Annotated in this window: 15 protein-coding genes; all 15 read left to right on the top strand. The window is 68.3% G+C overall.

Going from position 1 to position 20,408, the window contains the following annotated elements; translation table 11 throughout:
• The first annotated feature begins 48 nt into the window (after positions 1-48).
• The 15 genes from SX243_04740 to SX243_04670 all read left to right on the top strand — a co-directional run bounded on the left by SX243_04740 (position 49) and on the right by SX243_04670 (position 20,395).
• Positions 49-1,773: a hypothetical protein gene (locus tag SX243_04740; protein ID MDY7092263.1), complete on the top strand. Its 1,725-nt coding sequence runs from the start codon at positions 49-51 to the stop codon at positions 1,771-1,773.
• Positions 1,770-2,546 carry a glycosyltransferase family 2 protein gene (locus tag SX243_04735; protein MDY7092262.1) on the top strand — a complete coding sequence of 259 codons (777 nt, stop codon included), beginning with the start codon at positions 1,770-1,772 and terminating at the stop codon, positions 2,544-2,546. The genes SX243_04740 and SX243_04735 overlap by 4 nt, the downstream gene beginning before the upstream one ends.
• Positions 2,547-2,551: 5 nt before the next feature.
• Positions 2,552-3,625 carry a glycosyltransferase gene (locus SX243_04730; protein ID MDY7092261.1) on the top strand — a complete coding sequence of 358 codons (1,074 nt, stop codon included), beginning with the start codon at positions 2,552-2,554 and terminating at the stop codon, positions 3,623-3,625.
• A gap of 29 nt (positions 3,626-3,654) precedes the next feature.
• Positions 3,655-4,881: a glycosyltransferase family 4 protein gene (locus SX243_04725; protein ID MDY7092260.1), complete on the top strand. Its 1,227-nt coding sequence runs from the start codon at positions 3,655-3,657 to the stop codon at positions 4,879-4,881.
• Positions 4,878-6,320 carry an AMP-binding protein gene (locus SX243_04720; GenBank protein MDY7092259.1) on the top strand — a complete coding sequence of 481 codons (1,443 nt, stop codon included), beginning with the start codon at positions 4,878-4,880 and terminating at the stop codon, positions 6,318-6,320. Before SX243_04725 ends, SX243_04720 begins: the two co-directional genes overlap by 4 nt.
• Positions 6,317-8,182, top strand: a complete 1,866-nt coding sequence (locus SX243_04715; GenBank protein MDY7092258.1) for an ATP-grasp domain-containing protein — start codon at positions 6,317-6,319, stop codon at positions 8,180-8,182. The genes SX243_04720 and SX243_04715 overlap by 4 nt, the downstream gene beginning before the upstream one ends.
• Positions 8,179-9,072, top strand: coding sequence for a polysaccharide deacetylase family protein (locus tag SX243_04710; GenBank protein MDY7092257.1), 894 nt, complete (start codon positions 8,179-8,181; stop codon positions 9,070-9,072). The genes SX243_04715 and SX243_04710 overlap by 4 nt, the downstream gene beginning before the upstream one ends.
• Positions 9,069-10,121 carry a hypothetical protein gene (locus tag SX243_04705; protein ID MDY7092256.1) on the top strand — a complete coding sequence of 351 codons (1,053 nt, stop codon included), beginning with the start codon at positions 9,069-9,071 and terminating at the stop codon, positions 10,119-10,121. Before SX243_04710 ends, SX243_04705 begins: the two co-directional genes overlap by 4 nt.
• A 12-nt stretch (positions 10,122-10,133) precedes the next feature.
• Complete coding sequence (locus SX243_04700) at positions 10,134-11,486, top strand: O-antigen ligase family protein (protein MDY7092255.1); 1,353 nt, start codon at positions 10,134-10,136, stop codon at positions 11,484-11,486.
• A 35-nt stretch (positions 11,487-11,521) separates the two neighbouring features.
• Positions 11,522-12,730 carry a glycosyltransferase family 4 protein gene (locus SX243_04695; protein MDY7092254.1) on the top strand — a complete coding sequence of 403 codons (1,209 nt, stop codon included), beginning with the start codon at positions 11,522-11,524 and terminating at the stop codon, positions 12,728-12,730.
• 96 nt (positions 12,731-12,826) lie between these two features.
• A complete protein-coding gene (locus tag SX243_04690) occupies positions 12,827-14,542 on the top strand; it encodes a carbamoyltransferase C-terminal domain-containing protein (protein MDY7092253.1) in 1,716 nt (571 codons plus the stop codon).
• A 10-nt stretch (positions 14,543-14,552) separates the two neighbouring features.
• Positions 14,553-16,511 carry an asparagine synthase (glutamine-hydrolyzing) gene (gene asnB / locus SX243_04685; GenBank protein ID MDY7092252.1) on the top strand — a complete coding sequence of 653 codons (1,959 nt, stop codon included), beginning with the start codon at positions 14,553-14,555 and terminating at the stop codon, positions 16,509-16,511.
• Positions 16,508-17,749, top strand: coding sequence for a glycosyltransferase family 4 protein (locus tag SX243_04680; GenBank protein MDY7092251.1), 1,242 nt, complete (start codon positions 16,508-16,510; stop codon positions 17,747-17,749). Before asnB ends, SX243_04680 begins: the two co-directional genes overlap by 4 nt.
• On the top strand, positions 17,746-18,906 hold the full coding sequence (locus SX243_04675) for a hypothetical protein (GenBank protein MDY7092250.1): 1,161 nt from the start codon (positions 17,746-17,748) through the stop codon (positions 18,904-18,906). The genes SX243_04680 and SX243_04675 overlap by 4 nt, the downstream gene beginning before the upstream one ends.
• Positions 18,893-20,395 (top strand): MBOAT family O-acyltransferase, encoded by a 1,503-nt coding sequence (locus SX243_04670; GenBank protein MDY7092249.1) that lies wholly within the window; start codon positions 18,893-18,895, stop codon positions 20,393-20,395. Before SX243_04675 ends, SX243_04670 begins: the two co-directional genes overlap by 14 nt.
• Positions 20,396-20,408 lie beyond the last annotated feature (13 nt).

Raw genomic sequence — 20,408 nt, 5'->3', positions numbered from 1 at the left:
GGTATCCACCGTCCCATTGAACCGATGCCATCAAGCCGTCCACTGAATATGTCCAGTCTTCGCAAGAACCCCCACCTCGAAGTCCTCATTCCCGCCGCCGGACCGCCGCCGGAAGGGGTGTTGGGGCTGGCCAACGTGACCTGCACGGCGATGGTGCCGGTGGCCGGACGGCCGGTGATCTACTGGATGCTCGAGTATCTCCACGGCCTCGGGCTGCGGCATTTCCGCATGGCGGTGCCGCGGCGGGGGCTCTACGTGGAAGATTTCGTCGAATGCGCCGCCCCCACCGGCAGCCAGGTGGAGTTTCTCGCCCCCAGCCGGGACGGCGGCCTGGGGCTGACCCTGCTGGAGCTGGCGGAAGCCTCCACCGCCCGCTCCGCCCTGGTGGTACTGGGAGATACCCACTTCCGCTTCGAGGACCCGAAGCTGCTGGCCTCCGACGACCCGTGGGTGCTGGTACATGCGGTAGAGGAAAGCTATCGCTGGTGCCTGGCGGAAACGGATCCCGGCGGCATGCTGACCCGGCTGCGGGACAAGGAGCCGGGCCTCGAAGGCAACCTTCAGGCGCTCATCGGTGTCTATTACTTCCCGGACCTGGACCGCCTCCGGCGCCTCGCCCGGCAAGCGGTGGAGGCCGCCGACCAAGCAGGCCGCCGGGCGCAGATGGCAGACGTCCTGGCCGCCCTCCAGGCCGAGGCCCCGGTGCGGGTGGCACCGGCGGCGGAGTGGCTGGACTGCGGCAATCCGGACCGCCAGGCCGACTCCCACCGCTCGCTGCTTCAGATGCGGGCGTTCAACGAATTGAGCATCGACCCGGTCCTGGGCACTCTCACCAAACGTAGCCAACACGTGGCCAAGCTCATCGACGAGATCAACTATTTGCGGCTGTTGCCGGAGGACCTGGCGGTGCTCTTCCCGCGCCTCCTGGCCTCCTCCACCGACTGGAATGATCCGTGGATGACCCTGGAATATTACGGCTATCCCAGCCTGTCGGAGATCTTCGTCTTCGAGAATGTCGACGCCGGGATCTGGGAACGGGTCTTCCAGCACTTGGCGGACATCCTGGAGCAGGGCTTCCTGCAGCGCCGACGGCCGCTGGAGGCCCAAGCGGTGCGGCGCATGTATCTGACCAAGACCCGGCGGCGGCTGGAGGAATGTCGAGGGCCGCAGGAGCTGCGGGATCTCATCGACCATCCGGGGCCGCTGGAGATCAACGGCCGCCCCGTGCACAGCCTGCGGCAGCTGTGGCCGGTGGTGGAGGAGCGGGTGGAGGCCCTCGCCGACGGCACCGAAGCCGCGGTGATGCACGGCGATTTGTGCCTGTCCAACATTCTCTACGACCTGCGCTCGGGCATCGTCAAGCTGCTCGACCCCCGGGGCAGCTTCGATGCGCCGGGAATCTACGGCGACCCGCGCTACGACCTGGCCAAGCTCTACCACTCGGTCTACGGGCTCTACGATTTCATCGTCAACGATCTGTTCACGGTGCGGGTGGAGGGGGACCGGATCTCCCTCGACATCCGCTCCCGGCCGGAGCACGAAGAGATCCGCCAGCGCTTCGAGAAGGTCTTCTTCGCCCGCTTCCCGCGGGAGCAAGTGCTCTTCATCACCGCTCTGCTCTTCCTCAGCATGCCGGCGCTGCACTACGACGCACCGCGGCGCCAGCTGGCCATGGTCGTGCGGGGTCTGGAGCTCCTCGACGAGGCCGTCGCAGAAGGCACGCTCTCCGGAGACACCAGCCCGAAGCCGGCGCAGAAAGAAGCTGTCTCATGAGCGTCCAACGCACCGTCAACATGGTGATCCCCATGGCCGGCCACGGACAGCGCTTCCGGGACGCCGGCTACACCGTGCCCAAGCCCCTCATCGAGGTCTTCGGCCGGCCCATGTACAGCTGGGCGGTGGACAGCCTGCCCCTGGAGCTGGCCCGACGGCTGATCTTCGTGGCGCTGGAGGAGCACCTGGAGCAGCAGGGGCTGCGCCGGGACATCGAGGAGCGCTACAGCGACTACGATCCCATCGTCATCGGCCTTCCGGAGGTCACCGCCGGCCAGGCGTGCACGGTGCTAACGGCGCGGGAGCACATCGACGTTCCGGAGCCGCTGATCATCTACAACGCCGACACCTTCTGCCGTACCAACCTGGTGCAGACTCTCCCCCAGCTGCCACCCCAGGTCGGGGGCGTCTTGGGCGTCTTCCAGGCGCCCGGCGACCGCTGGAGCTTCGCCCGCCTGGACGATGAGGGCCGGGTGGTGGAAACCGCCGAGAAGCGCCGCATCTCCCCGTGGGCCACCACCGGCCTCTACCACTTCACCCGCGGCTCAGACTTCGTGCGCCACGCCGACGCCATGGTGGCGGAGCAGGATCGCAGCCGCGGCGAGTACTACGTCGCCCCTCTCTACAACCGCCTGCTGGCGGAAGGAGTGGAGCTGCGGGTGGATGTCAGCCCGGAGGTGTGGGTGTTGGGCACGCCGGAGGAGCTGGAGCATTTCGTCGAGCATTACCCGAGTTCCGGCACGGACCATCCAGCAACCAGCTCCGAGGGCTGAGCACTATGCCCCTGACCTTCTCCGTCTGCATCCCCAACTACAACTACGAGCGCTATCTCGGCGAGACGTTGCAGAGCGTCCTCGACCAGACCTATCCCCACTTCGAGATCCTGGTGGCGGACAACGCCTCCACGGACCGTTCGGTGGAGGTGGTGCGCTCGTTCCCGCCGGAGCGCATCCGGCTGATCGAGAACCGCTACAACATCGGCTTCTCCCCCAACCTCGACCGCGCCACCGCCCAGGCCACCGGCGACTTCCTGATTCTCCTCTCCTCCGACGATCTGATGCACCGGGACGCCCTGGAGACCTACGCCCGGGTATTGGAGGAGCTGGGGGAGGAGGCAGAGAACACGGTGCTCACTTCCGCCGTCGACGTCATCGACTCCGAAGGCCGCCTCACCGGCGTCTCCTGGCGCCCCCGGGGAGAGCTCTTCTATCGGCAGATGTCGCCGCAGGAAGCGGAGACCAAGTCCTGGGACACCCTGACGCCGGAAACCACCGGCGCCGATGAGACCTTGGCGGCGTCGCTGCGGCAGAAGAACACGCCGGCGGCCTTCCTCGCCACCTGCTACTCCCGTAGCCTCTACCAGCGCGTGGAGGGCTACAACAACAACCACCGCATCTGGCCCGACAGCCATTTCCTCAACAAATTGCTCAGCGCCGGCGCCAGCCTCACCTACGTCCCCCAACGCCTTTTTGGCTACCGCATCCACAACAGCAACCAGCTGGCCCAGGAGGCCAAGGGTGGCGCTCTCACCTATCAAGTGGACGCCTACATGCACACGGCAGAGTTTCCCGGCGACGTGCTAGAGCGCATCGGCGTCCATCGGCGGGAACTGCAGAAGGTGTTCATCGAGAAGGCGGTGATGGAGCGCGGTCTCCAATCCCTGGCGGCGGGCAATCTCTCCAAAGCCTTCCGCTGTCTGGCCTTCGGCTTCGCCAGCTATCCGGGCCTCGCCCTGCGCCAACCCAAGACCTGGGCCCTGGCCGGCCTGGTGGCCCTGGGACCGCTGGGCAAGGTCCTGGCGAACCGGCTCTACCGCGTCCACCGGCGGCGTAGCGAAGCCCGACAGGGCTGAGGGTCGCTCTTCCGACCGCCCGACCCACCATGGCCCGCGTCCTCTTCGTCCTCAACTCCGCCTCCGGCGGCGCCGCCGTCAGCGCCCGGGACCTGATGCGGGAGCTCCGACAGCACGGTCACCGCTGCTTCGCGGTCCTGCCCCCAGGAGCGTCGGCGGACGAGATGGAGGCCCTACGCCAAGTGAGCGAGGAGCACGTGACGATGCCGCTGCCCTGGTGGAATCGCAAATACAAGGCCAAGCTGTGGAAGCGGCCCCTGCACTGGGGCTGGAATCTGTGGCGTAGCGGCGGCCACCTGGGGTCGCTGCTGGCCCTGCGGCGTTGCCTGCGCCGTTGGGACATCGAGCTGGTGCACACCAACACTTCCCTCAATCTCCAGGGCGCCCTGGTAGCGGCCTGGTCCGGGGTGCCCCACGTATGGCATATCCGCGAGCACATCGGGCACCGGCGGCTGTTCCGGTTCTGGTTGCCGGAGCCGCTCCTGGCGCGCACCTTCGAGAGCCTGTCCGACGCCCTGGTGGTCAACTCCGAGACCAGCGCCGAACTCTTCCGCCGCCACCACCGGGACCGGACCCTGCGGGTGATCTACAACGGTGTCGACCTCGACCTCTTCGCCGGCGGCGCCGAGGAGCGGGCCCCGGCCCTGCGCAAAAGCTGGGGCGCCGGTGAGGAGGAGCCGGTGGTGGCCATGGTGGCGCACCTGAGCTCGCGGGTGAAGCGTCACGACGTCTTCGTCCGCGCCGTCGCCCAGCTGGCACCGCGCTGGCCCCAGGCTCGCTTCGTGGTGGTGGGCACGGATCCGGCCCAAAGCGGCGGCTACCGCAGCGAGCTGGAGCACGCCCGGGCCATCCACGACTTGGCCCGAGAGCTGAAAGTCGACCAGCGCATCCTGTGGGCCGGAGCCCTGGACGACGTGCCGGCGGTGATGAACGCCGTCGATCTGCTGGTCCATCCCGCCGACCGGGAGAGCTTTGGCCGGGTAGCGGTGGAGGCCATGGCAGCGGGCAAGCCGGTGGTGGCCGCCGACGCCGGCGGGCTGCGGGAGATCGTCGAGGACGGCGTCACCGGGCTGCGGGTGCCGGCGGGAGACGCCGACGGCTTCGCCCGGGCCATCGAGGAGCTGCTGGAGCAGCCGCAGCGGCGCCAGGCCCTCGGGCAAGCGGGTCGCCGCCGGGTCGAGGAACGTTTCTCCCTGACGGCGACGGGCCGGGACGTGGACGCCCTCTACCGGTCCCTGATGGAGGCGGCGGCATGAGCCCGCGCGATTCGAGCAGAGAGCCCGCGCCACGGGGCTGGCGCGGCCGCCGCTGCCTCGCCCTGGGCAGCCGGCTGGATCGGCTGCGGGGCCGAGACGCGATGCAGGACCTGCCGCGGCTGCGCCAGATGGAGTGGTGGGACGCCGAAGCCTACGACGCCCACCGCCAAGAACGCCTGGCGGAGCTGCTGGACTTCTGCTGGCAGCAGGTGCCCTTCTACCGCCGCCGCATAGAGGCCGCCGGGCTCGAGCGATCGGATCTAGCCGACGCCCTCCCGGCCCTCCAGGCATTGCCGCCCCTGACCAAGGCCGAGCTGCGGGAGCATGGGGAATCTCTGCTCACCGAGCCCCCGGAGAGCCTAGCCACCGCCACAACCAGCGGCTCCACTGGAGCTCCGGTGCGCGTCTGGCAGGACCGCCACTTCGCCGGCTGGAGCCGCGCCCTGCTACGCCGCGCCTTCCTTTGGCACGGGGTCGAGTATTACGAGCCCCGGGTCTTCCTCCTGGGTACCCCCGCCGGCCCCGTAGCGGCGCTCAAGCAACGCCTCATCGACCGGGTCATCGGCCGCCGGCTAGTGTCCTTCCACGGCCTCGACGACGCCGGCTACGGCCGCGTCCTACGCACCATCGAGAAGTTTCGTCCGGCCTACATCACCGCCTACCCCAGCGTTCTCGACGAGCTGTGCCGCTACGCCGCCCGCACCGGCCAGGACCTTCGCGGACGGGGAATCCGGCTGCTCCACAGCCAGTCGGAAATGCTCCTGGACACCCATCGGGAGAGCTTCCGGGAGGTCTTCGGGGACGTTCCCGTGCTCAACGAGTACGGCTGCGTCGAGATCGGTGCCATGGCCTTCTCCTGCCCCGCCGGCACCCTGCACATCTGCCACGAGCAGGTGGTCTTCGAAGTGGTGGACGACGGCGGGCAGCCGGTTCCCCCGGGCACCACCGGCCGCATTCTGCTGACGCCCCTGGAAGCCCGGGGCATGCCGCTGCTGCGCTACGAGATCGGCGACGCCGGAACCCTCTCCGAAGAGGCCTGCTCCTGCGGCCGGATGGCAGGAACGGCGGTGCTGGAACGCCTCGACGGCCGGCTCTTCGAGCAGATTCTGGGGCTCGGCGGCGAGCGGTTCAACGCCGGCATCGTGCACTTCCTGATGCGGCGGGCGGGCCTCGCCCAGCACCTGGCGGAGTATCTGGCGGTGCAGCGCCGCCCCGGCGAGCTGGAGCTTCTGCTGGTGCCGCGGCCAGCAGCGAGCCCCGACGAAGAAACTTCCGGCGGGGAGACCCCGAATTGGGAAGCTCTCGTGCAGGAAGCGAAGCGTCTCTTCGGCCAGGCCGTCGTGGCCTCCTACCGCTTGGTGGACACTATCCCCCGTCCCCCCCGCGGCGCCGGAGCCAAGAAGCGAGGCTATTTCCGCTCAGAGATCTCCGAACCGTGAGCCGCCGCCCCCAGAAGGCCGAGTCTCGGGAGTCCGGGTTCCAGAAGCTCAGCTCCCAGGAGCCCGGTACCCGATCCGGTCCAGAAACCGTCCTGCTCCTCGGCCGGGCGAGCCAGATTCTCCTCACCGTCGCCCGGTCCCTGGGCCGTCGACGCCTCGCGGTGGAGGTGGCTACCGCCCATCCCGAAGAGCCCCTGCTGCGCTCGCGCTACGTCGCCGCCGTTCACACCCTGCCGCCCTATCGCTACCAGCCGGACCGCTGGCTGGAGGAACTCCTGGAGCTCATTCGCCGGGGAGCCTATCGCCTGCTCCTGCCGATGGACGAGCCGTCCCTCTACGCCGTCCGGACCCACCGCCGGGAGCTCGAGGACCAGCTACCCTTGGCGATGCTCGACGACGAGACCTTCGAGATCGTCTTCGACAAGGCCCGTACCCACCAGCTGGCCGCTTCCTTGGGAGTCCCGGTGCCGCGGCAAACCCTGCTCCGGACCCTCGAGGACGGCCGGCGGGGGATCCGAGGGGAAGAGGCCTTCACGCCTCCCTTCGTGCTCAAGCCGTTGGCCTCCTACGGCGGGCCGGCGGTCAGCCGGCGGCGGGACGTGCGCAAGGTCTACGACAATGAGGACCTGGAGCCGGCGCTGGAGGAGATGCTGGAGAAGGGCCCGGAACCGCAGGAGCCGGTGCTGCTGCAAGAGAACGTGCGGGGCACCGGCTATGGCGTCGAGGTGCTGGCCGCCGACGGAGAGATCCTCCTGAGCTTCGCCCACCGCCGCATCCACGAGCCCATTCACGGCGGCGGCAGCTCCTACCGCAAGAGTATCGACGCCCCCGAAGAGCTCGCCGAGGCGTCCCGCAAGATACTCCGGGCGCTGCGCTACACCGGCGTGGCAATGATCGAATTCAAGGTGGATGAAGACGCCGCCAGCGCGAGCAGGGGCCGCTGGGTGCTGCTGGAGATCAACGGCCGCTTCTGGGGCTCCCTACCCCTGCCCCAGGCCGCCGGTGCCGACTTCCCCTACAGCCTCTACCGGCTGCTGGTGCACGGCGAGGGCCCCGAAACCTCCGACTACCGCCGAGGGCTCTACTGCCGCAACCTGGCCGGCGACGCCAAATGGCTGCTGGCCAACCTGCGGGCGGACCGCAGCGACCCCTTGCTCGCCACCCGGCCTCTACCGGCGGTAGCGGCGGAGATTCGCCACCTGCTCCTGCTGCGGGAACGTTGGGACACCTTCAGCCTCGACGACCCGCGGCCGGCGGTGGCGGAGGTTCGATACTACGCCGGCCTCTTCCTACAGCAGGCGCTGGACCGGCTGCGCGCCGCCGTCGTCAACCTGCCGCCGGTGCGCCGCCGCCTGGCACGCCGGGGAAGCAGAGCCATCCGCCGATCCCGCCGCGTGCTCTTCGTGTGCAAGGGGAATATCTGCCGTAGCCCCTTCGCCGCGCTCTACCTCCGGCAACGCCTCGGCGACGCTGGGATCGTCACCTCGTCGGGCTTTTATCCCATCCCCCATCGCCCGTCGCCACCGGAGGCCGTCGCCGCCGCCGCTGAGCTGGGGGTGGACCTGGCAGACCACCGCTCCTCCGTCCTCACCTTTCGCGACGTGCGCCGGGCCGATGTCCTGGTGAGCTTCGACGAGGAGGTTCACCGCACGGTGGGACGGCGTTTTCCGGAAGCCCGCTGGAAGCTTCACCGCCTGGCGAGCCTTCCCGAAACGGCCTCCGGCACTCCGAGGATGGAGTTCGAAGATCCTTTCGGAGGCGACCAGGAGACCTTCCGGGAGAGCTATCGGCGAATCGCCGACGCCATCGACCGCACCCCGTGGGCTCAGACGGCAGACTCTCCGGAGGAGCCTGCGCCATGAGCCGGTTCCGCGCCCTCTTCTTCACCGTCCTGCGCTGGACTCCGCTGCCCTGGCTGCTGCGCCATACCTACCAGCGCCGCGCGGTCACCGTCCTGACCTACCACAACCCGGCCCCGGACACCGCCCGCAGGCACTTCCGGGCTCTGGCCCGCCGCTACCGCGTGATCTCCCTGCGAGATCTAGAACGGGCCTTGCGCCAGGGCCGCTTCGACGAGTTGCCTCCCCGAGCCCTGGTGTTGACCCTGGACGACGGCCTGCGGGAAGTCGCCGATCTGGAACCAGTCTGCCAAGACCTCCGGCTGCCCTTGACGGTCTTCTTGTGCAGCGGCATCGCCGGCACCGGCCGGCGCTTTTGGTTCACCCATCCGCTGCCGGTGGCGGAGAAAGAGCGCCTCAAACGGCTCCCCCACCGGGAGCGACTCCGGCAGCTGGAGGAAGCGGGATTCGATCAGCAGCTGGAGAGCGATCCGCCACAGGCTTTGTCGTCGGAGCAGATCGCCCGGCTCTCGGAGGTGATGGACTTCCAGGCCCACACCCGCTTCCATCCCTGTCTTCCGACCTGCGAGGACGCGGAGGCCTGGGAGGAGATCGAGGGCAGCCGGCGGGAGCTGGAGCAGCAGCACGAGCTGGAGATCTACAGCCTGGCCTACCCCAACGGCGACTACGGCCCGCGGGAGGCAGAGATGGCCCGCCGAGCCGGCTTCCGCTGCGCCGTCACCACCGACCATGGGGTCAACCGGGCAGCAGCGGACCCTTTCTTGCTGCGGCGCATCTCGATGAACGAGGACGGCGGAACGGCGGAGGCCATCGTCACCGCCAGCGGGCTGTGGGGCTTCCTGCGCCCGGCGCTGGTACAAGCCTTCCGCCGTCTGGGATACGCTAGCCGATGAACACCTCCCCCCCTCCGCGAACCATGAGCGAGCATTCATCCCATCCCGCCGACCCCGGCATCTCCACCGACAACTCAGCGGGTGGGGCCTCGACCGAGGGCACCGGCAAGCTGCCGGTGGTGCTGGTTTCCTCGTTGCCCTTCTCCGCCTCGACCCTGGTGGGGATGATCCTCGGTAGCCATCCGGACATCTCCTTCCTCGGCGAGACGGACCTGCTGATGCGCCGCCGTCCGGACGGTAGCTGGCGGCACCGGAAGTTCTGCAGCATCTGCCAAGACCAGGATGGGGAGAAGTGCCCGGTCTGGAGCGGCGAGCTGGTCCAGGAGCTACGGGATCATCCCGACGAGCTCCATCCGCGATTGGCTCGGCATTTGGCGGCCCAGAACTTGGGTGCCAAGATTCTGGTGGACTCCTGCAAGGACGAGGACTGGTGGCGGTCGCGCCTCGAAGCGCCGGGGATCCAGCCCATCGTGCTCCACGTGAGCAAGGCCCCGGAGGCCTATATCTCCTCTCTCCTCACCCGCCACTCCCTCCGCCGGCCGGTGGAGCTCATCGCCCTCGACTGGGCTCAGGGCAACCTGGCCCTTCGACAGGCAGCGCTGGAGCGCGGCCTCGTCTACCATTCCGTGCGCTACGACGACCTGGTGCTGCGCATTCGGGAGGTGCTGGCGGATTTGGGACGGCTCCTCGGCTTCGAGCCGACGGACGATCAGGAGGAGTTTTGGCGCCACCCCCAACACAACCTCCGCGGCAATCCGGGCACCGCCAGCCACCTGGACGCCCAGCGGGCGGAGTCGGAGCCCGGGGTGAACAAAGAGCTCTACCGCCAGCATCACCGCACCATCTTCCTGGACGAGAAGTGGAAGAAGGTGCTCAGCCCGCGGCAAGTGGACCGCATCCACGCGATGCCGGCGGTCCGCCGGGCCTGTCGGATTCTCGGCTACTCACACCCCATCCGCACCGGCGGCTCCCCCTTGGCCTTCCGCCTCGCCGGCCATCTCGTCGAGCCGCCCCTGGTGCTGCTGCGGCGGCTACGCCATGGCGGGTAGGAACCGGCAACGATGAACCCGCGCACCCCCCTCACCGCCACTGCTACCAGTGCCGGCAACGGCAAAGCTTCTCGGGAGGCGCCGGAGGGACTCTACCCCTGGGATGATCGCACCACCAACGGTGGCTACCTGGCCTTTCTCATCGGCCTGTCGTTCTTCCTCTCCGCCATCCCTGGAGCGCGGCCGCAGATCGCCGGACTCTCGGTCCACCCCTACCTGCTGCTGCTGGTGGCGTCACTGCCCTGGGCCCTGACTCCCCGCAATCGCACGGCGCTCCATCGCGGTCTCGGCGGTGCTGGGGTTCTGCTGCTCATCGGACTGCTCATCGCCACCTTCGGCTCGGAGCACCTGCGGGCCGGTCTGCAGATCTACATCAAGTGGATCACCGTCGCGCTCACCTTCTTCGTCCTCGAACGCCTGATCTCGACGGTCAAGGATTTTCGGCTTGCGGCCTACGGCGTCATCGCCGGCGTCACTCTCATCGCCCTCCGCGGCCTCTACCTCTACCGCCTGGAGCCCACGTACTACCTGGAGCTGCTGCCGGGGGTGGGCTCCCGCAACGTCTTCTCGCTGTGGACTATCACCCCCATGGTCTTCGCCCTCTTGATCTTCAGCTCCGCCACCGCCGGACGCAAAGCCAAGCTGCTGATGATCCTCTCGGTGATCATGTTGATGGTGCCCCAGGTCCTGACCCTCAGCCGCTCCGGCTGGCTACTCATCGCCGCCATCTTTTTCCTGGTCTTCGCCACCCGCTTCCGGCTGCGGATGCTCGTCCCTATGGTGTTGGCAGTGTTCGTCCTGCAGTTGGCCATCACCCAGCTAGGATTCGAGGAGAAAGTGGAGTCGAGGCTGCAGGATCTACGCACCGGCACTGCCTCCGATTCGCTGCGCAAAGAAATCGTCTTCGAAGGTTTGGAGCTCTTCGTGCGCAACCCCCTGGTCGGCGTCTCCCAGGCGGATCTGCCCTACGAGATCGGCAAAGTGCTCTACCACCCCCCCACCTCCAGCCACAACCTCATCGTCGACCTGCTGGCGGGGACGGGCCTGATCGGTGCCCTGCCCTTCGCTCTCTGTGTGTTCATCCTCGCCCGGCGCTGGCGAGGCACTCTTCATCGAGGGCATTTCAGCGGCGAGGTGGACCTGCGCCGTGCCTTGCCGATCTTGGTCTTGGCATTGGGAGTGCGCTCTCTGACCAGCGATGAGATCCTCTTCTGTCCCGCCATCATGTTCGGTCTCGGAGCCGCCTACGGCCTGATCACCTCTCGTCCCGTCCCCCAAACCGCCAGCCCTCGGCCCAGGGTCCCCGAGCTTCGCCGGCAACCGGCGGGGCTGGTTTCGTCCCAGCCCGAAGCCGGCAGCGGTTGAGCGGCGACGGCTGCCAGGCTGAAGGGAGAGACGCCTTGTTGCCCCGAGACTTTCGCCTCGGATTCGTCAGCGCCCGTTCCGCCTACCTAGGGAAGAACGGCCCGAAGAAGGACCAGTTGTGGACCGATGCTGGTCTCGGCCGGTTGATCGACGAGTTGAAGAAGCGTGTGCCGCATCTGAAGGTCGCCCTCTCTTCCATCCCTTCGCCGCCCCCCCTCTTCGACCATCGGCTGAGCCTCGACACCAACGACTTCCTGGCCCTGCCTTTTCTTCCCAGCGTCCGCGGCGGCCTGCCCAAGAGCCTGGCCTGTCGGCGGGTGCTGCGGCGCCTGGAGGAGCAAAGCGACGCGTTGCTGGTGCAGCTCCCCTTCGCCGCCACGCCGGCGCTGCTGCGGCCCCGGCGGCCGCGGCTTTACCACCTGTGCGCCGACGTCCTCAAGCAAACCCAGACCTCTCCTTACTATCGGGGCCTGCGCCGGGCACCGGCGCTGGCGGTGGCCCACGGCGTGGATCGCCTGCAACGCCACCTGGTGCACCGCCCAGGCAGCCGTACGGTGACCCACGGAGCGGATCTACGACGCCACTACGGCGAGCCTCCGGGACGCTGGGTGGTCTCCTCCACCCTGTTGGAGGAGGAGATCGCCAGCGTGCCCCGCCGGCGCCCCGAAGACGCTCCGCTGCGGGTACTCTTCGTCGGCTATTTGCGCCACGAAAAGGGCTTCGACGTCCTGCTGGCGGCGTTTCGGGAGCTGCTCCGCCAGCACCCCGACGCGGAGATGGAAATCGTCGGGGCGATGGACTATAAAGACAGCGGCGTCGATGACCAGTTGCGTCAGGGGCTGGCCTCGCTGGACGCCGGCGGCCGGGTCCGGCTGCTGGGGCCTCGGGGCTTCGGCCCGGAGCTCTTTCAGCGCTTCGCCGACGCCGACGTTCTCGTGCTTCCCAGCCGCAGCGAGGGCACGCCACGAGTTCTGGTGGAAGCCCGAGCCTTCGGTTGCCCAGTGATAGCGTCTCGGGTCGGGGGGATTCCCAGCTCCGTAGACCACGGGGTCGACGGGCTACTCTTCCCGCCGGGAGATCAGGAAGCCCTGGCGAGGCTGCTGATTCGCTTCGCCGACGAGCCACAGCTCCGAGAGAGCCTGCGAGAACGGGGGCTGGAACGTGCCCGCCGGCATACCGTCGAAGCCTTCGCCGACGAGCTGGTGGCGGAGCTGGGGCTGCTCCTCAGCGCGGCGCAGAGTTGAGCGCAGAGTTGAGCCCAGCACCTGAACCGACCACCGGATACGCCGAATTCTGGATAGCCAACCTTCTCGATAACCCACATTTTGGACGACCAAGCCATGGCCCCATACATCCTCGCCCTCCACGCGGGACACAACGCCAGCGCTGCCATCGGTGACGCCAGCGGCCTGCTCTTCGCGGTGCAGGAGGAGCGCCTCTGCCGGGAAAAGAATTATTGGGGATTTCCCCGCCGCGCCATCCAGGCCTGTCTGGAGCATGTCGGCGCCGGCCCCGAAGACCTGGCGGTGGTGGCCTATGGCGGCCGCCAGGTGTTCAGCGATTACCACAGCCGGGAGGACGTGGTGGCCGCCTACCAGCGCCAGGACCAGGTGCTGGGGCGGCTGCGACAGCGCCTGCTGATGCCCGCGGCGCTGCGCCTGATGCCGGACTACGGTCAGAAGCAGCTCAAGGCGTTGCTCGAAGAGGCGGGTTTGGGGGCAGTGCCGGTGGTGCACCACGACCACCACCACACCCACGCCGCCACCGCCTATTTCGGGCTGCGCCGGAACCCGGAGGAGCGCTACCTGGTGCTCACCTGCGACGGTGACGGCGACGGCCTATGCGCCAGCGTGCGGGTCATGGGCGGCGGCGAGGACCGGCTGCTGGCGGCCACCGGCTGGGACCATTCCCTGGGCACCCTCTACTCCTGGACCACCTACAACCTCGGCTTCGTGCCCCTGGAGCACGAGTACAAGCTCATGGGGATGGCGCCCTACGCCTACGACAAGGCGAGCCGAGAGACGGCGAAGATCTACCACGAGCTGCTGGGCCTCGACGACAGCGGCCTGGAGCTGCGCAGGAAGACCCGGCTGCGCACCAACGATCTCGGCCGCACCCTCGCCCAACGCCTCGCCGGACGGCGCTTCGACCACGTCTGCGGAGGCCTGCAGCTCTTCACCGAGGAAATCCTCACCGCCTGGGCCGACCACGCCGTCCAGGCCTCCGGCTGCCGCAAGATCCTCGCCGCCGGCGGCGTGTTCATGAACGTCAAGGCCAACCAGACCATCGCCGCCTTGGACTCGGTGGAGTCCTTCCAGGCCTTCCCCTCCTGCGGTGACGAGACCCTGCCCCTGGGGGCCTTCTATCTGCAGGCGGCGGAGCGCTTCGCCGCCGACGCCCTCGCCCCCTTAAAGCACTTCTATCTCGGCGACGCCCCCAGCAGCGAGGAATGCGAGGCGGCGCTGGCGGCCTCCGGCTTCCCCCACCGGCGACCGGAAGCGCTGGCAGATGCGGTGGCGGAGCTGCTCGAAGCCGGCCAGCCGGTGGCCCGCTGCGCCGGGCCGATGGAATTCGGCGCCCGGGCCCTGGGCAACCGTTCCATCCTCGCCGACCCCAGCCAGCCGGACGTGGTGCGGGTGATCAACCAGATGATCAAGAAGCGGGACTTCTGGATGCCCTTCGCTCCCATGGTGATGGCGGAGCGGCAGCACGAGTACATCGTCAACCCCAAGGAGCTGGACAGCCCTTACATGATGATGACCTTCGACACCCGGGAGAATTTCCGCCAGCTCATCGCCGCGGTGCACAACGCCGACCTCACCTGCCGCGCCCAGATCCTGAGCCGGGAGCAGAATCCCGCCATGCACGACATCGTCGGCGCCTTCGCCCAGCGCACCGGCCGCGGGGTGGTGCTCAACACGTCCTTCAATCTCCACGGCTTCCCCATCGTGCGCACCGCCGAGGACGCCCTGGAGGTCTTCGCCAACTCGGGCTTGGAGCACCTGCAGCTGGGCGACTTCTTGGTCTCCAAAGAAGCAGTCTCCAAGGAAAGCTAGCAGCCGACCCATGTGCGGCATCCTCGCCTTGCTCCGCCGTCCCGACCATCCCTTCCCCACGGGAGCGGTGGAGGCCATGACCCGGCTGGTCAGCCATCGCGGCCCCGACGGTGAGGGCTACGCCTACCTGGAGAATGACGGCGACGGTCTACGGCAGATTCCCGGGGAGAACCGCTCGGCGGGGGACGGACCGTGGCGGGTGGCCCTGGGGCACCGGCGGCTCAAGATCCTCGATCTCAGCGACGCCTCCTACCAGCCCATGGCCTGGCCCATGCCCTCGCCCACCGGGAGGACCGACGCCTCGCCGCATCTCTGGCTGATCTACAACGGCGAGGTCTACAACTATCTGGAGCTGCGTCGGGAGCTGGAGAACGAAGGCCATCGCTTCTTCACCACCGGCGACACCGAGGTGGTGTTGGCGGCCTACGAGCACTGGGGCACCGACTGCTTCCGGCGCTTCCACGGCATGTGGGGCCTGGTGCTGGTGGACGGCCGGCGGCGGCGGGCGGTGGTGAGCCGGGACCGCCTGGGCATCAAGCCCCTCTACCTGCGGCCGATGGACGGCTGCGTGGCAGTGGTCTCGGAGCTCAAACAGCTCACCGCCATGCCCGGGCCGGCCCTGGCGCCGGATCCGGAGGCCCTGGCGGAGTATCTGGCCACCGGCTACGAGGAGACTCACCGCTGCTTCTTCGCCGGCGTCGAGCCCCTGGCGGCGGGTACCTGGCGCAGCATCGACCTCGACACCCTGGAGCTGAGCCCCGCCCACAGCTTCTGGGATCCGGCCCTCGACGAGCCGCAGATCGACCGCCCGGAAGAAGCGGCGGAGCTCTTCGCCGAGGCCTTCCGCCACTCCGTCACCCTCCACCTGCGCAGCGACGTGCCCGTGGGCTGCGCCTTGAGCGGCGGCCTCGACAGCTCGGCGGTGGCGGCGGTGATCCAAGATCTCTGGAAGGACCACCAACCCCGAGCGGCGGAGCCCGGCCAACCGCCGGTGGGCAACCTCCAGACCTTCACCGCCACCTTCCCCGGCAGCGCCGTGGACGAGGGCCCCCAAGTGCGCCGCACCGCCGCCGCCCTGGGCGCCGACGCCTTCTTCGTCGAGCCTCGGGCGGAGGAGCTGCTCCAAGAACTCGACCATTGGGTGTGGAGCCACGACGAACCGGTGGGCTCCCTGTCCCAATACGCAGGCTACCGGGTCGCCCGGCTGACCCGCGAACACGGCGTGCCGGTGGTGCTCAACGGCCAGGGCGGGGACGAGGTGCTGGGGGGCTATTGGCAGTCCTATCTGCTGTGGCTGCGGGAGCTCGCCCGCCGTGGCCGGGCCGTGGCCCTCGCCGGTCATTTCCTGGGCGCTGCCACCCCCGGCGGCAACGGGCGATTGTTGGCCCAGCTGCCGGTTTTGGGGCGGCGATATCTCCATCGCCGTCGGTCCAGTCAGCGGCGACCCTCCCACACTCTCCAGCGAATGTTGTCTATGGAAGAAGGACCACGGCGGCTCTTCGAGATCCGCCACCTCTATCTACCAAGACTGCTCAAATGGGACGACCGCAACTTCATGGCCTCGTCGGTGGAAGGGCGCTACCCCTTCCTCGACCACCGGCTCATCGAGCTCTGCCTGCGCTTCTCCCCCAAGGTGCTCTACCGCGCCGGCTGGACCAAGGTACCGTTGCGGCGGGGTCTGGCGCCATGGCTGCCGGATGAGGTGCGGCAGCGGAAGATCAAGCTGGGTTTCGAGACACCCCAGGAACGCTGGCTGCGAGGGCCCCTGGCACCGGTGGTCCAGCGCTTCGCCGACGGGGACTCGCCACTATGGTCCTACCTCGAGCCGGACGCCGTCCGCGTCCTGGCTCACCGGGCATCTGGTGGCCTGGGCCGGGAAGAGGGGGAGAAGCTCTTGCGGGCGCTGCTGGCGGACCGCTGGATGCGCCGCTTCGATCTCCAGGGACACGCGCTGCAGGAGGTCTCATGAGCCAACGCCGCTTGCTCATCCTGAGCCAGTACTTTCCACCGGAGATGGGCGCTCCCCAGGTGCGCCTCAGCGAGCTCGGGGAACGGCTGCGCAGCCGCGGCTGGTCGGTGGAGGTGCTCACCGCCCTGCCCAACTACCCCACCGGCAAGATCTTCCCCGGGTACCATCCCCGGCGCCCGGTGGTGGAAACCGTCGGCCGCCTGCGCACCGTGCGGGTGCCCCTGTGGCCTGCCAAGACCGGCTTCGCCAAGCGGGTGATCTCTTACTTCTCCTTCGTCGCCTCCGCCGCCCGCTACGGCCCCAAGCTGTGCACTCCGCCGGATCTGCTGTGGGTGGAGTCACCGCCGCTCTTCATCGGCTACGCCGCCCGCTACCTGAGTCGCCGCTGGCGGGCTCCCTACGTGCTCAACGTCAGCGATCTATGGCCCGAGTCGGCGATTCGCATGGGCATCGTCGAGCCCGGTTTCCTCACCCGCCGCGCCGAAGCCCTGGAGCGCAAGCTCTACCGCCGTTCCGCCGGCGTTACCGGCCAAAGCCAGGAGACCATCGATTCCGTGCGCCGCACCGCCCCGGACATCCCCACCCGGGTGATCACCAACGGGGTCGACCCGGCGCGCTTCGGTCCCGACAAGAGCGACGCCGAGGCCCGGCAGCTGCTCGGGGACGAGCCGGGACCGGTCTTCCTCTACGCCGGGCTCCTGGGCTGGGCTCAGGGACTGGATCAAATCCTCGACCTCGCCAAGACCCTGCCGCCGGAACAGCCGGGACGTTTCGTCCTGGTGGGGGACGGGCCGGATCGGGAGCGCCTGGAGGCGCGGGTTCGGGACGAGGCCATCCCCCGCCTGCGCATCCTGCCGGCCCAGCCCCGGGAACGCATCCCAGCCCTGCTAGCCACTGCCGACGCCGCCGTGATCACCCTCGGCATGGTCATCCCCGGCGCGGTGCCGAGCAAGATCTATGAGGCCATGGCCTCCCACCTGCCCACCCTGCTGGTAGCGGAGGGAGAGCCGGCGCGGCGCATCGAAGACGCCGAGGCTGGGTTGGTGGCTCCATCGGGCAATCCCCAAGCCTTCGCCGACGCTTTCCACCGTCTCGCCTCGGATCCCGAGCTTCGACAGCGCCTCGGCGCCGCCGCCCGCCGAGCCGCGGAGATGACCTACAATCGGGACGTCATCGCCGGACAGCTGGACGAGTTTCTTTCCGAGGTCTCCGAGCCCTCTTCCACACCTTCTAGATGAGCACCGCTTCCCTACGCCATCTGCTGCTCACTCTCGCCGTCGCCGCCCTGACGCTGGCCGGCATCAACCATTGGGCGGAGCTGTGGACCGACCCCGGGGATGGCCCCGAAGGACCGCCGGAGCGGTCCGCGGCGGTCCGGGAGCTGCCGCGGGAACCCGCCAGCCTGCCGCCGGCCCCCAGGGCTCCGACGGTGCTCCTGATGGGCAACTCCCACACCTACACCCTCCCCGGTCTCGAGCGCGGCGAGCCGCTGCGGCCGGATCCCGGCGCCACCCTCATCGACGAGCTCCACCGGCGGCTCCCGGAAGCTGGGGACGAGGCGGTGTTCCTCCGCCTCTCCTATCCCAACTTTCTGCCCTTCGAGATGCTCCTGCGCTACGGCCAGCTCTCGCTGGAGGGCTACCGGCCACGGGTGGTAGTGCTCGGCCTCACCTGGCGCAACCTGGCCCGGGATCGGCAGCCGCGGCACCAGATTCGCCGGGTTCTAGAAGATCCGGAGCGAGCTCATCAACTGGCCCGACGCCTGCACCAGGCGCCCATCGAGGCCCCCGAGCCGGTACTGGCAATGCTCGACGAGCAACGCCGACGACAGGCCTACGAAGAGCAGCAAGACCGCCAGCGAAGTGCCGCTGACCGCATGGACGCCCGGCTCACCGAGATCCTGGGAGAAGAGGTGGCCCTCATCGGCCGTAGCCCCGACCTGAGGGCACGGCTCTACCGCGAGCTCGCCTACGGCATCGAGCATTGGCTGGTGCCTCAGGAGGAGAGCGCCTTCTCCTACCCGGTGATCGATGCGGATCTGGAGCTCAACCTGGCGTGTCTGCGCACGCTCCTGCGCTGGCTCGACGCCGACGGAGCCCGGGTGCTGCTCTACCGGGCACCCCAACGCTCCGACCTGCCGCCCCTGGTCGACCCGCGGCGGCTCGATCAGGAGCTGTCCCGCATCGAGGACTTCGCCCATTCTCTGGGCTTCGTCACCGTGGACGCCACGGCGGTGGTGCCGAACGAATTCTGGGGTTGGGATCGCAGCACCCCCGACCGCTCCCACTTCACCGAGCCCGGACACAGCCGATTGGCCCAGACGCTGGTCGACGAGGGCCGAACGTCGGGCCTTTGGCAAGCTCTGACGGAAGACCCGGACCGTGCGCTTCAATAGCCTCACCTATTGGTTCTTCCTCGCCGCGGTGGTGGCGGTGCTGTGGCTGCTGTCGGGACGCCGCCAGCGCCGCGCCTGGCTCCTCGCCGCGTCCTATCTCTTCTACGCCTCTTGGCACTGGCCCTATCTCTTCCTGCTCCTGGGCAGCGTCGTGTTCAATCATCTGGGAGCCCGCTGGATCACCGGCGCCGAGGACCGCAGCCGGCGCGGCGCCGTCATCCTCGCCGGCAACCTGGTGTTGCTGGCGGTGTTCAAGTACCTGGACTGGCTGATCGTCAACCTGGGCGTGGTCACCGGCTGGGTAGGGCTGCCGGCGCCCTTCGAGCCGCTGGGATTGGTGCTCCCCCTGGGCATTTCCTTCTATCTCTTCCAGGCCATGAGCTACATCGTCGACCTGATGAGAAAGCGGGAGAAGCTCCACAGCTTCTGGGATTTCCAGCTCTACATCACCTACTTCCCGCAGCTCATCGCCGGCCCCATCATGCGCGCCAAGGAGTTTCTGCCGCAGGTGACGGCGGATTGGAAGATTCGCCCAGAGGACGTGCGCCTGGGAGCTCGCTGGATCGTCACCGGCCTGTTCGTCAAGATCGTGCTGGCGGACGGTCTGGCCCCCGCCGTTGACCGAGCCTTCGCCCGCTCTCCGGATGTCCTGGGCAGCACCGACGTGGTGATCATGGCGGTGGCCTTCGGGCTGCAGATCTACTTCGATTTCTCCGCCTACACCCGCATCGCCATCGGCTCCGCCCGGCTGTGCGGCCTGCGCCTGGTGGAGAACTTCAACTTCCCCTACAGCGCCACCTCGCCGGCGGACTTCTGGGCTCGCTGGCACATCTCCCTGTCCCGCTGGATCCGCGACTACCTCTTCTACCCCCTGGCCAGCGGCCGTCCCGGATTGGGCGGACTGTGCTGGGCGGCGCTGGTGGCCATGACCCTATGCGGGGTGTGGCACGGTGCAGGCTGGACCTTCGTGCTCTGGGGCTTCTACCACGGCGTGCTCATCGCCGGATACCACGTGCTGACCTTTCATCGCCGGAAGCCCGCGGCGCGGCGCCGCACCGCACAGCAGACCAGCCCTCTGGGCTCTCTGGGAACCCGGCTGCAGCTCGTGGCCAGCATCCTCGCCACCTTCGGCTTCGTCTCCTTCGGCTGGATCTGGTTTCGCTCCGTCGGAGTCGAGCAGGCGTGGACCTTGAGCGCTCACCTGCTCACTCCCTGGGATCACGCTCACCGAGCTCTCAGCGGCACCTTCTACCTGCACACCACGGTGTTGATGCTCCTGGTATGGATAGCACCATGGGTGGGGCGGGCGGCAGAGCGCTGGCTGAGCCTCCTCGATGCCCAATCAACGGAGACCGGCTCCTTCCGCCCCCAACAAAAAGCCCTAAACTGGGTCTATTCCTTGGGGGAAGGAGCGCTGCTGGGAGTGCTCCTGGCTTTCTGCCTGGTCTACCTCCGCGGCCAGACCGCGTTCATCTACTTCCAGTTCTAAGCCAATCCTGCCC

The organism is Acidobacteriota bacterium, from assembly GCA_034211275.1.
Lineage (GTDB): Bacteria > Acidobacteriota > Thermoanaerobaculia > Multivoradales > JAHZIX01 > JAGQSE01.
This window is presented reverse-complemented; position numbering and strand designations above follow the sequence as displayed.

Bases quoted from the DNA above. Each gene is read 5' to 3' on its own strand.
- SX243_04740 (MDY7092263.1), top strand. From the start codon at position 49: ATGTCCAGTCTTCGCAAGAACCCCCACCTCGAAGTCCTCATTCCCGCC.
- SX243_04735 (MDY7092262.1), top strand. From the start codon at position 1,770: ATGAGCGTCCAACGCACCGTCAACATGGTGATCCCCATGGCCGGCCAC.
- SX243_04730 (MDY7092261.1), top strand. From the start codon at position 2,552: ATGCCCCTGACCTTCTCCGTCTGCATCCCCAACTACAACTACGAGCGC.
- SX243_04725 (MDY7092260.1), top strand. From the start codon at position 3,655: ATGGCCCGCGTCCTCTTCGTCCTCAACTCCGCCTCCGGCGGCGCCGCC.
- SX243_04720 (MDY7092259.1), top strand. From the start codon at position 4,878: ATGAGCCCGCGCGATTCGAGCAGAGAGCCCGCGCCACGGGGCTGGCGC.
- SX243_04710 (MDY7092257.1), top strand. From the start codon at position 8,179: ATGAGCCGGTTCCGCGCCCTCTTCTTCACCGTCCTGCGCTGGACTCCG.
- SX243_04705 (MDY7092256.1), top strand. From the start codon at position 9,069: ATGAACACCTCCCCCCCTCCGCGAACCATGAGCGAGCATTCATCCCAT.
- SX243_04700 (MDY7092255.1), top strand. From the start codon at position 10,134: ATGAACCCGCGCACCCCCCTCACCGCCACTGCTACCAGTGCCGGCAAC.
- SX243_04690 (MDY7092253.1), top strand. From the start codon at position 12,827: ATGGCCCCATACATCCTCGCCCTCCACGCGGGACACAACGCCAGCGCT.
- asnB (MDY7092252.1), top strand. From the start codon at position 14,553: ATGTGCGGCATCCTCGCCTTGCTCCGCCGTCCCGACCATCCCTTCCCC.
- SX243_04680 (MDY7092251.1), top strand. From the start codon at position 16,508: ATGAGCCAACGCCGCTTGCTCATCCTGAGCCAGTACTTTCCACCGGAG.
- SX243_04675 (MDY7092250.1), top strand. From the start codon at position 17,746: ATGAGCACCGCTTCCCTACGCCATCTGCTGCTCACTCTCGCCGTCGCC.